The organism is Eubacterium sp. 3_1_31, assembly GCF_964249515.1.
GTDB classification, from domain to species: domain Bacteria; phylum Bacillota_I; class Bacilli_A; order Erysipelotrichales; family Erysipelotrichaceae; genus Longicatena; species Longicatena caecimuris.
In genome coordinates, this window is the sequence record NZ_CAXUBY010000002.1 from 94,818 (window position 1) to 109,147 (window position 14,330).

14 protein-coding genes are annotated in these 14,330 nt (G+C 38.6%); 3 read left to right on the forward strand and 11 right to left on the reverse strand.

Annotated features, from left to right (window positions below; genetic code table 11):
* Positions 1-46 precede the first annotated feature (46 nt).
* Entirely contained in the window at positions 47-478 is a 432-nt protein-coding gene (locus ACESSZ_RS01310) for a GNAT family N-acetyltransferase (protein WP_008689247.1), read from the forward strand.
* 14 nt (positions 479-492) lie between these two features.
* Positions 493-1,413, forward strand: coding sequence for a damage-control phosphatase ARMT1 family protein (locus ACESSZ_RS01315; RefSeq protein WP_008689248.1), 921 nt, complete (start codon positions 493-495; stop codon positions 1,411-1,413).
* A gap of 31 nt (positions 1,414-1,444) precedes the next feature.
* On the opposite strand, the gene ACESSZ_RS01320 is transcribed toward ACESSZ_RS01315, so the two are convergent.
* Positions 1,445-2,656 (reverse strand): AI-2E family transporter, encoded by a 1,212-nt coding sequence (locus ACESSZ_RS01320; RefSeq protein ID WP_008689249.1) that lies wholly within the window; start codon positions 2,654-2,656, stop codon positions 1,445-1,447.
* Between the two features lie 65 nt (positions 2,657-2,721).
* Positions 2,722-4,374 carry an NAD(+) synthase gene (nadE, locus tag ACESSZ_RS01325; RefSeq protein WP_008689250.1) on the reverse strand — a complete coding sequence of 551 codons (1,653 nt, stop codon included), beginning with the start codon at positions 4,372-4,374 and terminating at the stop codon, positions 2,722-2,724.
* Between the two features lie 116 nt (positions 4,375-4,490).
* Between nadE and ACESSZ_RS01330 the strand changes: the two genes are divergently transcribed.
* The gene (locus ACESSZ_RS01330; protein ID WP_008689251.1) at positions 4,491-5,219 is read left to right on the forward strand and encodes a TrmH family RNA methyltransferase; all 729 of its coding nucleotides are present in this window, start codon (positions 4,491-4,493) and stop codon (positions 5,217-5,219) included.
* A gap of 81 nt (positions 5,220-5,300) precedes the next feature.
* On the opposite strand, the gene ACESSZ_RS01335 is transcribed toward ACESSZ_RS01330, so the two are convergent.
* From ACESSZ_RS01335 to ACESSZ_RS01375, 9 genes are all read right to left on the reverse strand, one after another.
* On the reverse strand, positions 5,301-5,498 hold the full coding sequence (locus tag ACESSZ_RS01335; protein ID WP_017144609.1) for a hypothetical protein: 198 nt from the start codon (positions 5,496-5,498) through the stop codon (positions 5,301-5,303).
* Positions 5,499-5,522: 24 nt separating this feature from the next.
* Entirely contained in the window at positions 5,523-6,008 is a 486-nt protein-coding gene (locus tag ACESSZ_RS01340; RefSeq protein WP_008689252.1) for an FIVAR domain-containing protein, read from the reverse strand.
* A 39-nt stretch (positions 6,009-6,047) separates the two neighbouring features.
* Positions 6,048-6,998: a hypothetical protein gene (locus ACESSZ_RS01345; protein ID WP_319638826.1), complete on the reverse strand. Its 951-nt coding sequence runs from the start codon at positions 6,996-6,998 to the stop codon at positions 6,048-6,050.
* 155 nt (positions 6,999-7,153) lie between these two features.
* Positions 7,154-7,591 (reverse strand): hypothetical protein, encoded by a 438-nt coding sequence (locus tag ACESSZ_RS01350; protein WP_008689256.1) that lies wholly within the window; start codon positions 7,589-7,591, stop codon positions 7,154-7,156.
* Between the two features lie 4 nt (positions 7,592-7,595).
* Positions 7,596-9,719: an MSCRAMM family protein gene (locus tag ACESSZ_RS01355; protein ID WP_499842671.1), complete on the reverse strand. Its 2,124-nt coding sequence runs from the start codon at positions 9,717-9,719 to the stop codon at positions 7,596-7,598.
* A 4-nt stretch (positions 9,720-9,723) separates the two neighbouring features.
* On the reverse strand, positions 9,724-11,049 hold the full coding sequence (locus tag ACESSZ_RS01360) for a leucine-rich repeat domain-containing protein (RefSeq protein ID WP_008689260.1): 1,326 nt from the start codon (positions 11,047-11,049) through the stop codon (positions 9,724-9,726).
* A complete protein-coding gene (locus tag ACESSZ_RS01365) occupies positions 11,039-11,875 on the reverse strand; it encodes a pilin N-terminal domain-containing protein (protein WP_008689261.1) in 837 nt (278 codons plus the stop codon). Before ACESSZ_RS01365 ends, ACESSZ_RS01360 begins: the two co-directional genes overlap by 11 nt.
* A 10-nt stretch (positions 11,876-11,885) precedes the next feature.
* Positions 11,886-12,737 (reverse strand): class C sortase, encoded by an 852-nt coding sequence (locus tag ACESSZ_RS01370; protein ID WP_008689263.1) that lies wholly within the window; start codon positions 12,735-12,737, stop codon positions 11,886-11,888.
* A complete protein-coding gene (locus tag ACESSZ_RS01375; RefSeq protein WP_008689265.1) occupies positions 12,734-14,314 on the reverse strand; it encodes a SpaH/EbpB family LPXTG-anchored major pilin in 1,581 nt (526 codons plus the stop codon). Before ACESSZ_RS01375 ends, ACESSZ_RS01370 begins: the two co-directional genes overlap by 4 nt.
* Positions 14,315-14,330 lie beyond the last annotated feature (16 nt).

Sequence of the window (14,330 nt, forward strand, 5' to 3'; positions counted from 1 at the left end):
GTTATTTTTTCTAAAAGCTTTATAATAGAACTAAGGAGGTATGCATATGCCATGTCGTTTTATTAATATTTCCAATGATCTAAAAGCCATTACGCAGCTTATTCAGAAGGAATTGGGTTATGGGTCAATGAATGAAGAAGATGTCTTGTTCCAGTTGAAAGCCATGGAAAAAAACGATCAGTATCAAAGTATCGTCTTTGAAAAAGATGGTGAAGTGTTTGGCTTTGCAGGATTGGCATATCTTTATGCATATGTAACCAAAGGACAATACGCAAGATTAATTGCCCTGGCTGTACGCGAGGACAAGCAGCATACCGGTATCGGAAGTAGCCTTTTAGCCTATGCGCAAACGTGTGCCAAAGCACATGCGGCTAGTGATATCGCCATCAGCAGTGGTTTATGCAGACAGCAAGCACATGCCTTTTATGAACAAAAAGGCTATAAGAAAAAGGGATATACATTTACAAAACAATTATAAAGGAGTTGATGAGCATGGAAATGAATGCCCGCTGTATTGCTTGTTTAATTAAAAAACAGGATGAAAAAATACGAAAAGAAAGCGATGAAAAAAAGAAGCTTTCTTATATGAAAGAAGTTTTGCATATCTTAGGAAACAGCAAGGATGAAGAAACCATGCCCTGGCTGTCTAATCAAATTGATGCTTTATATGCTAAAACCTTTCCACATGCTGTATTGCCCTATGCCGCCATCAAAAAGCATTACAATGATATGATGTGTGCGAAGGAAGCGGATATCCGCAAACAGATACAGTGCAAAGAAGATGCACTTGCATATGCCATCCAATTGGCAAGAGTTGGCAATTATATTGACTTTGGTGCTTTGGATGAAGTTGATGCGAATTTCTTTTTAGCTCTATTAGCAAAGGCCGATGAAGATTTGCTGGATACCCAGAAATATACCGCACTAAAACAAGATTTAGCAAAAGCACAGCGCCTTTTATATATTTGTGATAATTGTGGTGAGATTCTGCTTGATAAATTACTCATCGAACAATTGCAATTTCACTATCCTCACCTAAGCATTACCGCGATGGTTCGCGGAGGTGAAGTCCTTAACGATGCCACGATGAGAGATGCGCAGGATGTCCATCTACAAAGTATCTGTCATGTGATTGATAATGGTATCGCCATGGCAGGTACGGATATTCATCATATCAGTCAGCAAGCCTTTCAGGCCATTCAAGATGCAGATATCATCCTTGCTAAAGGACAAGCTAATTTTGAAACCTTATGTGGCAATGGATTGCCTGTCTATTACTTGTTACTATGTAAATGTGATTTATTCGCAGAACGCTTTTCTTTACCTAAATATAAAGGCGTATTATTCCATGAGGATTTACCTACTTCATCACAACAAGCCAAAAGAGAAGAACAGCCGACAAGATCTATTTGATCATTATGCGACTGTTCTTTTTAAGTATTCTTTATTCATCATCACGAATAATTTCTTCAAATTCCTCTTCTTTTTGTTTAGCCTCCTTTTGGGCCTGAAAGCTTAGTTGTTCCAAAGACAGTTTTTTTTGTTTTAAACGATAATTCACAAATTCGCGAACGGCAGCATAGATAACAGCAAAGCAAGGAACTCCGATAAACATACCGATGATTCCAAATAAACCTCCCCCTACACATACCGAGAATAAGATTCCAATACTTGGTAAACCAAGTTTATCACCTAAGATCAAAGGTCCTAAAATATTGCCATCAAATTGTTGTAATACGAAGATGAATAAAGCGAAATATAAAGCTGTGATCGGATGAATGATAAAAAGGATCACGATGCCCGGCACAGCTCCAATGAATGGACCGAATACCGGTATCATATTTGTAACACCAACGAATACAGACAATAATAAAGCGTATGGGAACTGAAAGATCAATGAACCGATATAACACAAGATGCCGATAATCAAAGAATCAATTGCCTTTCCTACGATGAAGTTATTAAAAATATCCCCGCTGGCAAGTGTCATACGATGCAAATATTCCGCTATTTCTATGGGGAATAAGGCATAATTAATACGTTTTGCATATCCCATTAAACGTTCCTTATCAATCAGCATATACAAACCAGACATAATGCCTAACACGATGTCCAATAAGGTCGAACCAAATTGATATGTATACTTTAACATTTTCGGTACTGCATCCGTGACAAACTCGGTCATTCTGGTCAGCAGATTATTTTGTGACAGCATCTTTGTGATTTCCTCTGCCGCAATTCCATTTTCTTCAATAAATTCATTAATAAAATCCTGTGTATCTTCCATATAGCCAGGAAAAGCCTTTACTAAAGATAAGATACTCTCCATCAATTGCGGAATCAGCATTGCCAAGAAAGCCCCAACAATGATAATACCTAATAAGACAGCCAGGATTGCCGCAATATTGCGCCGATGCTCTTTTTTCAGAGGTAATTTTCCTAATAACTTATGCTCTATAAATTCCATCGGTTTATTTAACAAAAAAGCAATTGCAAATCCCAGAATAAAAGGTGTTGTTAAAGAACAAATACTTTTTATGCCGTTCCATAAAAGTGAAAACTTATCGAAAGCGAAAAAAATGGTAATACCTGCCGCAATGACAATAATGGCCATCCACATCTTTTTACGCATTTCTTGTGTTATTTTAATTTTCATACAGTCCCTCCATCCCTTTTATTTTAGCATAGAACTTTGTGAAGAAATCTTAAATTTTTGAAAGATTAGCCGCCATATTTCTGTTTAAATGCAGCAAGCAAGTTTTGATCTTTATGCATTTGTGACAGCTTACGATTGGTAAAATTATCATGATGGACACAAATAGCCGGAGGCAATTGCAATCCTTTAAAAGCATTGCGCTCTTTCGTTGTTAAAAACCATTCTAAATCTTCAATAAACGCTTTCGGATCGTCTAGTCCATAATAACAGATCCATCGCCAAACTTCCTCATCCAGCGTCCTATCCTCATAGCGTTTTAAGTATTGTGATACACTCATATCTTTTCCTAAATGTTCCACCAGATAATCATGATAGAACCATTTCATAGGATCTAATTGATCTTCCTTTAATTCTGCACTAGGAGGCATTTCCCAAGTGATAGCATCTCCTTGCACATCAGGTAATAGCGCATGTGGCACAACTTCTTTCGCGAATACGTCATTTAATTCTTTTGATAAGGCAAACAACTGTACCTTGGTAAGATCTCCAATCAAAGATAATGCACCGATGCTATCACCATATAAAGTACAATATCCTAACGCTACTTCTACCTTATTGGCATTATTCACAACAACGCCTCCCAACATACCGGCAAAGCTATTTAATAAATAACCTCTTGCTCTGGCCTGCAAATTTTCTTTTACCAAGATAGGATATTGTTTCACATCGTAACCATATTCCTGCAGTAAAGTTGTTTCTGTCGCTTCAACAAGTGCTTCTATAGCCCCTTCGCGATAAGCAATCCCTAAAGCTTGTGCTTCTTGTCGGGCATTTGATTTCGTAATATCGCGATTATGGCGGGTAGCCAGATTATAACCATAAACACGTTGTTTGCCTAAAGCATAAACAAGCAATGCTGCTGTGACACTGGAATCCAAACCACCGCTCATTCCAACGATCCAAGGAAGCTTTCCTGCAAAAACCTGTGCATCAAATTGTTGAATACCCATGGTTAATGCCGCTAACAAAGAGCGTGGTTTTGCTTTATCTTCTTTCTGCGATGCAAGATCAACCAAGGCATAATCTTCTTGAAAATAAGGCGCTTGATAAAGACATTTTCCATTCCGAAGCACACAGCTTCCACCTTCCATCAGCATGACGCTGTGATCCATATTTTGCATCCCACAGGCATTGACATAAATGACATTTCCATGGGGATGATATGCCTTCTGCATATCATAAGGGCGCGCATCCAGATTGATATTCATATCCGCAAGTTGAATCTCATCACCAAAATTCAGCGCAAATACCATATCCTCTTTATATTCTATCGCACTATTTATCGGATTTTCTTCAAAATATAAGGCATCCTGTATATAAGGCAAAAGCTCATTTTGTTTCACGCGCATATGCGTCTTTTTCTGATAAGCAAAAAAAGCCGCATTAAATCGTCGACGATTACGATAACGGATATTCCCCCAAACAATCGCAATATCCTCACTTTCACGAATCAATTCATCGTTAAAACTGTCCGCATACCGACAAAAATCCTCATCTAACCAGACATCGCCTAACAAATAACCGCTGACAGCATTTTGAGGAAATACAATCAAATCAGCTCCATCTTCCTTTGCTCGCTTGATCTGCTGTTTCATATATTGCACATTTTCAGCGCATTGTCCTGCTTTTACATTCATCGTCACAAGTGCTGCTTTCATAGTCATCCTCCTGTTCATACTGGTATTAGTGTACCATTTTTGACGCATGAAGAAAAGAAAAGTCCTTGTAATTTGAAAGAATTATATTATAATGGTTAAAAGAAATGAGGAAGTTTATGGAAACCTGTATTGTCGAAGGAAATATCAGTGTAAAAGCAGTTTTATTAGGTAAGAAACGCAAGGTTCATAAGATTTTGGTAGATGCCAAAAAGAAGGATAAGGATACTGCTTTTATTTTGCATAAAGCAAAAGAAGCTCAAGTAGATATCACCTATATGAAACGAGAAGAAATTGATGCTCTTGCTACAGGAAAGACGCATGGAGGTATTATCGCCTATTGTGGGCAACGCAAGTATCAAAATTTAGAAGAGCTTGTTAATAAAAAGCAGGTATTTCTGGCATTGGTAGAAGGCGTAGAAGATCCCTTTAATTTTGGCTATGTTTTACGAACCTTATATGCCGCAGGCTGTGATGGTGTTCTTGTACCTTTGCGTAATTGGACAACGGCAGCCGATGTCGTTACCAGAGCAAGTGCCGGAGCAAGTGAATATATTAATATCATTATCGCAGATGATATGGAAGATACCTTAACCTATCTTCATCAAAAAGATATCATGCTTCTTTGTGCGCAGCGCAAAGATGCAATCTCGCTTTATTCCTACACCTTTCCCGAACGCATCTGTCTTGCTATCGGAGGCGAAATGCGTGGCTTAAGTAAAGTTGTTATGGCTCACAGTGATCAAAATCTTTATATACCTTATCGCAGTGATTTTCGCAATGCCATGACGGCAGCGGCCTCTACTGCCATTTTTGCCTTTGAAGTCGTACGTCAAAAAGAAAACTAATTAACCATCCATAACGAATAGAATGAAAAAGCCAGAGGCACTCTTATCAGAATGCCCGCTGGCTTTTCTTATCGCATACAACTATACGCGCTTTTTTCTTTTCAATAAGGTAATAATAGCTCCACCAGCAATGATCAGCAAGTCTGCAAATACACCTGTTGCACTGATATCACCTGTAGGAACATCGACTGTATCCTTTGACTCAGTTTTGTCTATATCACTTACATTTGTATCTTTGTCTTTTAATCGTATAGCTTTTTGTCTTTCTTCTTTTAGCAATCATAATGCTTCATCCAGTTCCTGCTAATTCTTAGCAGTTTTTTTCACATCTTTTGCCTGTTGTAAAGCATCTTTAAGTTTTGCAACCGAAGAAGGTTCATATCGATCAATATGGTTAAGCATATCTTCGTCAATGCTTATTTCATGATCTAATTCTGTCGTATCCAGCCTTACTTCTAGCTTTTTCATTGCCGTAACCAAGGTGTTATGCATTGCTTTTATATCTTCAAGCGTTGCTTTTTCGTCCTTATAAACTTTCTTTGCCTGTTTCAAAGTAGTTTGTAGCGCCTTAACACTCTTAGGTGTCATTTGCTTAATATCTTCACCCGTTAACAATACATCTGCATATTGTATCATTTCCAGCAGCTGCTTCTTTGCCTCTTGAAGTGTCAAATCCTTTAACGCTTGAATGGTTGTAGATAAAGATAACACAACTTCTTTGGTTTCCTTATCACTCATATTAGATGGATCTTTTAATAAACTTTCTGCCAATGTTAAAGCCGTTTGCACGTCTTTGAACTCATCTTTTATATAAGAATCTTTTAACTTCTAATCTTCTTCAACAAGTGTTTTTAATATCTTTACACTTTCCTTGCTTGCTCTAACGACGAATGCATTTGGGGCACTTTGTAATTCAAGTTCTGCTTTGCTTACTTCATCTGCACTTGGATTTGTTTTTTCCAATATCGCTTTTGCATCTTGCAATTTCTTGCTTAGTGCTTCATAGCTTTGCACCGTATAAAGATCAGCTGTTACCTTTTTCACTTCTTTAATAAGTGTTTGTAGTGCCGTTGTATCAGGCGTCACTGACTCTTGTGGTTTTAATCCTTTTACTGCATTCACAAGAATTGTATGTGTCGTCTTAATTTGTTCAAGTGATGCTTTTTCGTTTGCTATTACTTCCTTCGCCTGTTTCAGTGCCGTTTGTAATGCCTGTACGCTTTCTGCAGTCATTTGTTCAATAGTATTTGCTTTTAACAGTGTATCTGCATACGTAATCATTTCGGCAAGCTGTTCTTTCGCTTCTTGAAGGGTAAGCTTATGCAATGCATCGATAGCTGTAGATAAGGATAGCACGACTTCTTTTGTAGTTACTTCCGCCATATTTGATGGATCTGTCAATAAACCTTGTGCCAAATCTAACGCTGTCTGCACATCCTTAAAGGCTTCCTCAGTATAAGCATCTTTCATTTTCTTACCATCTTCAACAAGTCGCTTTAATACATCTACACTTTCCTTGCTAGCTCTTACAACTAACGCTTTCTGGGCATTTTGTAATGCAAGCTCTGCCTTTTTCACTTCTTCAGTACTTGGGTTTGTTTTTTCTAGTACTGCTTTTGCTTCTTGTAATTTTTCAGCAACCACTTTATAGCTGTTTGCTGTATAGTCTGTTTCTGCAAGCTGTTCTACTGCCGCAATTAATGTTCTTAAAGCACTCGTATCAGTTTTGATTGGTTCTAAACCTTTTATAGCCTTTGTTAAAGTATTTCCATATTCTATTCCTTTCCATTTTCATTATATTTTTTATAAATGGTAAAATATTATGATATAGGAGAAATATTTAAGATTCTTTCGTTTTTACTAGAGGACACATGAAAAAAACCGCATGGGGTTTCTTTCATATTACAACATTTTACACGTACATCCTTATCGCCTTAATCATAATAAAAGACAAGACCATAATCTTCTTTTATTGCAGCTTGTATACCTTCTAGCATTGCTCGTTTCATCGCATCCAAATAATATAGATAATCATTACGATAAACATGACGATCTTCTTTTCGTAGCTTTTCTAATACCTCTTCCATTTCGATCTTTGTTAATCGCTTACGCAATTCGATCAAGGTCTTCGTATCCTCTATACATAAATAATAACCCTGTTTCTTCTGATCATGTACCTTTTTACTTATATATCTTCTTGGATGATCTTGCGTTATGATCTTCCATATGCTTTGGAAATCGTGTTCTTTCATTTGGATCTGACCATGTACCTCAGAGAATAACTTTAAGCATAGTTGCTGCTCTGCTATCCCTGTCTTTTGTTGGCATATCTCCTGCATCTTTGATGTCTCGATCACATACATCTTCATCATGCTTTCATGCCCTCTTTATACTTTCTGAACAATGCTCCATCTTCACTTTCTTTCGCAATGCCACAAGAGCTCCTATACATCCTATCATCGCGATCCCTATCAGTACATAGATTCCTGTTCCTCCGGTGATCGGTATCCAAAAATTCTTATCATTGTATACTACCATATGCAGCTCGTCATTCTCTCCTACCTTCTTCGTCTCGATCTGGATCTGCTCATTCCCTTCGCTTTGGCCATACTCCTTCTCATTTATCTTCACCATCAGCTTCCCTGTTCCTTCTTCTCTTGTGATCTCGATCTTGATGACCCCTTCCAAGAGTCGATAGCCTTTTGGTGATTGTGTCTCTTTCAGATAGTAGGTTCCTGCCCGCACATTTTCAAGCATGCACTTCTCTTCTGTTTCGCTCTCATAGCTTGCGATCGCATTCGTCAGTTCTTTATCCCTATACAACGTAAACTTCGCTCCTGCTATTCCTTCCTTTTCGCGATTTGCCTTCTTCAGATATAGATCGATCGCTTTCGGTGTATACTCATTCGTATATACGAATTGGATGTTCTTTTCTAATACTTCTTCCTGGGCCTCTGTCTTGATGGTATATTCCACATTCGTCTGTTTCTCTTCTACCTTATACGTTTCTTTTTGTTTCAGCTCTCGGAATAGTGCGGTCTGATTTCCTTTTATCTGAAATTCACCTGCTTCATTCGTCTTATAGGTGCTTTCGGAATCACCGAGTGCTATGACATAGTTCGCATTCTTGACAGCTTCATAAACGTCCCCATTCTTTCTGCTCAATACAAAAGTAAACTTGATATCATCCATGGGTATCTCATCCGTCTTATTCTCGATCAGCTTCGTTACTGATAAGATTCCTTCTTCCTTCATCTTTTCATTGACGAACGGCAATATCTCTACATTATCGCCTACGACCTTGTTCTCATAGCCTTCATTGCTTACCGGTGTCTTTTGGATATAGCCCGGTTTTACTATTTCCTGTACATCATACAGGGTCCCGGGTGCTATGCCTAAGAACATGGCGGTCTCATTCGCTTTCAAGGTGAAATGTCCATTCTCATCTGTTGCATAGGTTACATCATCTACACGTTTCCCACTTACACTATCATACAGTACATACTTTGCATTGCTCCATGCCTTCTTCATATGATCCATCAATAAGAACGTAAATGTTTCATCCGATGTGTTCTTATCGCTCAATGTCTTATTGACCCCAAAGGAAGCAATCGCATTGGTATATTGCACTGCTGTTACCGGTGCCTGTGTCGCTCCGCTTTGTTTTACATCACCCAATACTCGCCAAGCTTCTGCGTTTTCCTCAACGACCTCATAGTCCACATCTGCCTTGACTTCCTTAAAGACAGCACTCTGTCCGCCTTTTAAGGTAAATCTGCCATTTTCATCGGTCCTTGCTTCTTTTACTTCTTCGCCAGTATCGCTATCCTTGATCGTATAGCTTTCATTTGCATATGCATTTCCTTCCAGCTTCAAGGTAAAGTGAAAGCTATCTTCTCCATCATATACATAACCTTGTGGAAAGGAGATATGCTTTGTCACGATCAGATCCGTTGTCTTCTGCTCAACATATGGCATATACAGATTCACAAATTCAACTCTGGCACCATCTGGTTTGATCGTACCGATGGCAGAGGTCCCCGCTGCCGGAGAAACCTGTTGAAAGTTTTCTTGCGGCAGCTCCAAGATCTCATAGGACACCCCATTACCAACATATTCAAATTTTGCAGTATATCCACCATATAAGGTAAAGTTTCCATTACGATCGGTCATGAAAGGTATCTTATTGGTTGTTTCCGAAGATATCGTACCATCCTGATGATTGTATACCTCATCTCCGTTTTCATTAAACACACGGTATTGTTCCTTATTGGCAAGCTTTTCATTTAGCTTCAATACGAACTTGAAAGCTACATCCTTTGGTACCTCATAGCGCTCATCAGCACTTTCCACATGCTTGGTGATAAAGAGGTCAGGAGTCTTATTCTCTTCATTGGTAAAGGTCACTCTCGTCGTTTCCTCTGCCTGTATAGCTTGCATACCTGCGACCATACAGAAAGCAGCAAGCAATAGTACACTGATTCGTTTTATATATTTCATAATATCATGCCCCTTCCTGTGATGGTTGCCATTCAATAGTTACTGTGTCTGGTGCACCCCAAGGAGAGCCTGTAATTTCTCCTTCAGATTTACCTTGAATGATGATTTTTTCAAGACTGTCACAACTTAAGAATGCATAATTTCCTATGCTTGTTACAGAATCTGGAATAACTAAGTTACCTGTTAATCCACTACCATAATAAAATGCAAATCTTCCTATGTAATTTAGTGTTTTGGGTAAGATTAACTCACCTTTCAAATTTTCACAATAATAGAATGCCTCATATTCAATGCTCTTTATAGATTCTGGTATTTTAATACTTGTAATTGCTTTATTCATATAAAATGCTGATGATCCTATACTTGTAATAAAGTATGGTTTCTCATTATACAGTATCTCTTCCGGTATGATGACATCTCCTTCATTTAAGATGACATGCTTTCCACTTATTAAGTCTGTTACGCCATTCTTTACCATAAGCTGATCTAATGCTATTTCTCTTTGTATGACAAATGCCTCAGTTTTGCTTATCGTTTTACCGATTTCATCTTGGATCAAAGTGAATTTTAAATTGAAGACCTCTTTATCATTATTTGGAACAGTCTTTAAATCGATATGAAATTGATCTTCCGGTATCAATACCAATGATTCATCTGAATATACTTTATAAACTTTGAAGTCTGATTTTTGAATATCGGTTCCTGCTCTAAAATATTGTTTATCTGTATCTATAACAACTGTGCTTAATACTAATGATGCTTTCCCTTGGATGATCATGGCATTTTCAGATAATTTTTTGGTATTCTCGTCATTTCCAGATACCCCCGTATAATCCTTCAAATCCTTCTCGCTATCCATGCTCTCATATTCGATGCGATAGCTTCCTGCTTCTACATCCTTAGGATACACTTCTCCCTTGATGTTGATGATTGCCTGATAGCTTGCCTCTTTTTCCACTGTTCCTTCCAGCATCTTATACAAGCGTACTTCGATATGGGATACACCTTTTTCTTCCTTATCTTTCTTTTCATTCTTATTGGCATCCAAATAGATCGTTGTTTTGACTTCTACCGTCTGAACAGCTTCCTTTGTTTTTGGTGTTTCTGCTTCTTCTTTTGGCTCCTCTTTCGTTTCTTCAGGCGGTATGCTTCCTGAGAGTGCCTGCTGCGTTGGGGCATAGCTTATGCTGGATGGTTGTCTTGTTTTATCTGACTGCTCACTAATTTCTTCCCCTTTTGCTTCTTCTTTGGCAAACAACGAGGAATTCGTATTTATGAACAGCATGGAAGCTGCTAATAGAAAAGCAGTGAATCTTTTTTTATTTTTCATCACCTAATTCTCTCCCTCTCCTATGCTTATTATAGATGATATACATACCAAAACCGGATAACATGATCAACAAGACATACAGACCTCTTCTTGTCGTATCTCCTGTTTTTGTTTCCTCTGTTTCTTTCTCTGGTTCTTCTGATTTTGATGGTTCCTTTTGTGGTGTCTCTGGTTTATTGGGTTCTTTCTGCGGTTCATTGGTTTCCGGTACATTAGGTTCTTTATCGGATTGATCCGGACCTACCGGTTTATCTGGTTCAACAGGTTTCTCTGGTTCTTTGACATCCGGAGTCTCAGGATCATCCGGATCCACTGGAGGAACTGGTTTTATAGGTTCTTCATTAGGTGATGCTTTGGGTTCTATCTGCAGCATATAAGTAGGTCCTTGAATAGCATTGTTTACTTCCTCATACATTGGCAGCGTCACGATAAAAGGATCGATACTTCCATAGGCTTCCATATGAGAGGGTACAAGTAGATAGATGCCATTTTTGACATTCTCAAAAGACAGACAGCCATTCTTATCGGTCGTCTTCTTTTCAATGAGCTCTTTCCCTTCTTTTGCGGTAAGCTTTTTGGCGATCTTCTGCAATCCTTGTGCATCGCTTGGCAGGCTCATGTCATACTTGGCATCCAGTTCTGCCTTTCCATCATTGCTCATCTTTCCTACCTGATATAGCGTAAAGACCACTCCTGCTTTCTCATCCCAATCGCCGGGCAGATCTTTCAATTGGATGTTTATCCTTCCGCTGTTTGCCTGTATCGGTGTAAGCATGATTGCTAAGACCATTACCACACTCATCAACAACTGCAATTTCTTTTTCATATGCCCTTCCTCATTCTACTTTCTCTTTCACTTTCGGTTTTCTATTATATTGATATAATAAGATTCCCAATACACTTAACAAGACGATATTCACTGGTACCCACCACCAATCATAATACCAGGGCAGCCCAATGCTATTGTCTGTTTTCATTTCTTCTTTATATTCTGTTCTTTCTCCTGTTACATACAAACGATGTGAATTCACTCCATATGGTGTACATGTAATTAATGTTACCAAGTCTTTTCCTTTTTGAATGTGTAAGGCTTTAATGTCACTTGGTAAGACTATCTGTATATTATTCACTTTATAGGCCATTTTTCTTCCCAGGACCGTAATCAGAAAAATATCTCCTTTTTTTAATTCATCTAAGCTTGTAAACATCTTTTTGTTTGGCAATCCACGATGTGCTGAAAGACATGCATGTGTCGAGATCCCACCAATCGGTAAGGAAGTGCCTTCCAAATGTCCTGCCCCTTTTTGCAAAACTTCTTCTGATGTTCCATGATAAATAGGTAAAGAGACATGTAGTTTAGGAATATCAACAACTCCCATCACTCCATTATTGGCAACATTTAAAAGCTGTGTATACTTTTTCTCCATGCTATGATCTTGAGCAAAAGCATCTATGATTGAGATACCACTACCATTACTTAGTTCTTCATTATATTGTTTCGCTTCTTTAAAAAATTGTTCTTTTCTGTTTGCATCCAGCTTTGCGCTTGTATCATCATATTCAATAATGACTCCATCGTAGTTTCGTTGATTAATTAATCGTGACACAAAGGGATAATCCATGATACCTAAAAAGAACAAAAATACGAAAACGAAACAGACTGATACCATCCGCTTCGTCATCTTCATAATTCTGCCTGTTTCCTGCTCTTCTTCAACATTACAATACTTATGCCTAAGATTCCTATGCCACCAATTGCTAAGAATACCGTGATTCCCATTCCTCCTGTGGATGGCAACGTAAATCCTTTATGGTTCTCTACTGCTATATTGGCTGTTCCTGCTTCCTCATCGATATAGCTGCTATATTCTCCTGTTGTCGCATTTACTTCCTGATCGTTTACCTTCACTGTAAATCTTCCATTTGCTTTCTTCGTCGTTTCATCTTTTTCTGCTATGATCTCTACCTTGATTGCTTCTGCCAACAAGGTATATCCTGTAGGTGATGCCGTTTCCTTTAGATAATAGGTCCCTTCATCCAATTTGCCGAAAGCTATCTCACCATCTGCATTTGTGCTCTTTTCTTCCCCGATCTGTGTTTTGCCATCTTTCTCTAATAAGACGAATTTAGCACCTTGCAAAACTTGTGGTGTACCTTCTTTCGTAAATTTCTTCACATTGATCCCAAAGCTATATACATAAGCTGTTTCTTTTTCACTTGTTGTGGTGGCATTTGGCTTATGATTATATACGATCACTGCCGCATTTTCATTTCCGGCATTTCCCTGTATGGCTTTCTCCGTTACTTTCGCATAATAGGTTACTGCTACCTTTTCTCCTTTATGCGCCTTTAGGAAGGCCTTTGTGAACACGATCTTAAAATCTGCTGTCTCTTTGCTTACATTTGCTGCTGTTATGGCATAGGTCGTATCGGATGCTTCTATGACAGCATCATTCACCTTTACCGTAATTGCATGTTCGCTATCATTTTGTATTGCTAAGCCATCATCCATCGTATCCTGAATTTCGAAAACTACTTTATTCTCACCTTCAAAATAGTCATCGGTATAGCTTGGCATCAGCGTCGTTATCTGATATTGTACAAAATCTCCAATTGCTACCGAACCATCACTTTCTGCTGTGAGTTCCTTATGTATCGTCACTTTCTCATTTTTAGGTGTCGCAGTTACATCATAGACCCATTTTGTACCTGCTGCATTCTCATCCGTATAGTTATCACTGGAAGGCACGGCAATCAAAAATGGCTTTCCTGCCACATATCCATCCGGTGCAGAAGTCTCTACTACCAGATAATATCCCAGGTCAAGATTTTCAAAGGTGACCGTACCGGATGCAGGGGTTGTCATGCTTGCAGTAGCTTTTACATCTGCGGTATTGGCTGTTGCCGTCAAGGTCGTAATAAGCTTTTCCATTTCTGTAGCGGAATATGTCCCTAGTTCATCCGCCTTAATCCCCTGTAATGCTTGCGCAAAATCCGTGGTTGGTTCATATTTAGCAGAAGCATCTGCCGTTGAAGGAGTGAAGCTCATAACCTTATAGATGGCAAAGGTTGCCCCTGCTAAAGGTTGCTTATCCTTTGTCTGCTTGTTGACCGTGATACTTCCGGTTCTGTTTTCAATCGTATTCATATCGAAAACCGCTACATTTTCAAACGCTCTTAAAGAGATGCCGGATGCGATTTCTCCTCCCAGCATAGAAACAGTCGCAACTGTTGCGACCAATACCTTCCTACTTTTCCTTTTCATGTTTTCCTCCTAATCA

What these genes read in the sequence shown, in the direction of transcription:
- ACESSZ_RS01310 (WP_008689247.1), top strand. Translation starts at nt 47, where the DNA reads ATGCCATGTCGTTTTATTAATATTTCCAATGATCTAAAAGCCATTACG.
- ACESSZ_RS01315 (WP_008689248.1), top strand. Translation starts at nt 493, where the DNA reads ATGGAAATGAATGCCCGCTGTATTGCTTGTTTAATTAAAAAACAGGAT.
- ACESSZ_RS01320 (WP_008689249.1), bottom strand. Translation starts at nt 2,656, where the DNA reads ATGAAAATTAAAATAACACAAGAAATGCGTAAAAAGATGTGGATGGCC.
- nadE (WP_008689250.1), bottom strand. Translation starts at nt 4,374, where the DNA reads ATGAAAGCAGCACTTGTGACGATGAATGTAAAAGCAGGACAATGCGCT.
- ACESSZ_RS01330 (WP_008689251.1), top strand. Translation starts at nt 4,491, where the DNA reads ATGGAAACCTGTATTGTCGAAGGAAATATCAGTGTAAAAGCAGTTTTA.
- ACESSZ_RS01350 (WP_008689256.1), bottom strand. Translation starts at nt 7,591, where the DNA reads ATGATGAAGATGTATGTGATCGAGACATCAAAGATGCAGGAGATATGC.
- ACESSZ_RS01355 (WP_499842671.1), bottom strand. Translation starts at nt 9,719, where the DNA reads ATGAAATATATAAAACGAATCAGTGTACTATTGCTTGCTGCTTTCTGT.
- ACESSZ_RS01360 (WP_008689260.1), bottom strand. Translation starts at nt 11,049, where the DNA reads ATGAAAAATAAAAAAAGATTCACTGCTTTTCTATTAGCAGCTTCCATG.
- ACESSZ_RS01365 (WP_008689261.1), bottom strand. Translation starts at nt 11,875, where the DNA reads ATGAAAAAGAAATTGCAGTTGTTGATGAGTGTGGTAATGGTCTTAGCA.
- ACESSZ_RS01370 (WP_008689263.1), bottom strand. Translation starts at nt 12,737, where the DNA reads ATGAAGATGACGAAGCGGATGGTATCAGTCTGTTTCGTTTTCGTATTT.
- ACESSZ_RS01375 (WP_008689265.1), bottom strand. Translation starts at nt 14,314, where the DNA reads ATGAAAAGGAAAAGTAGGAAGGTATTGGTCGCAACAGTTGCGACTGTT.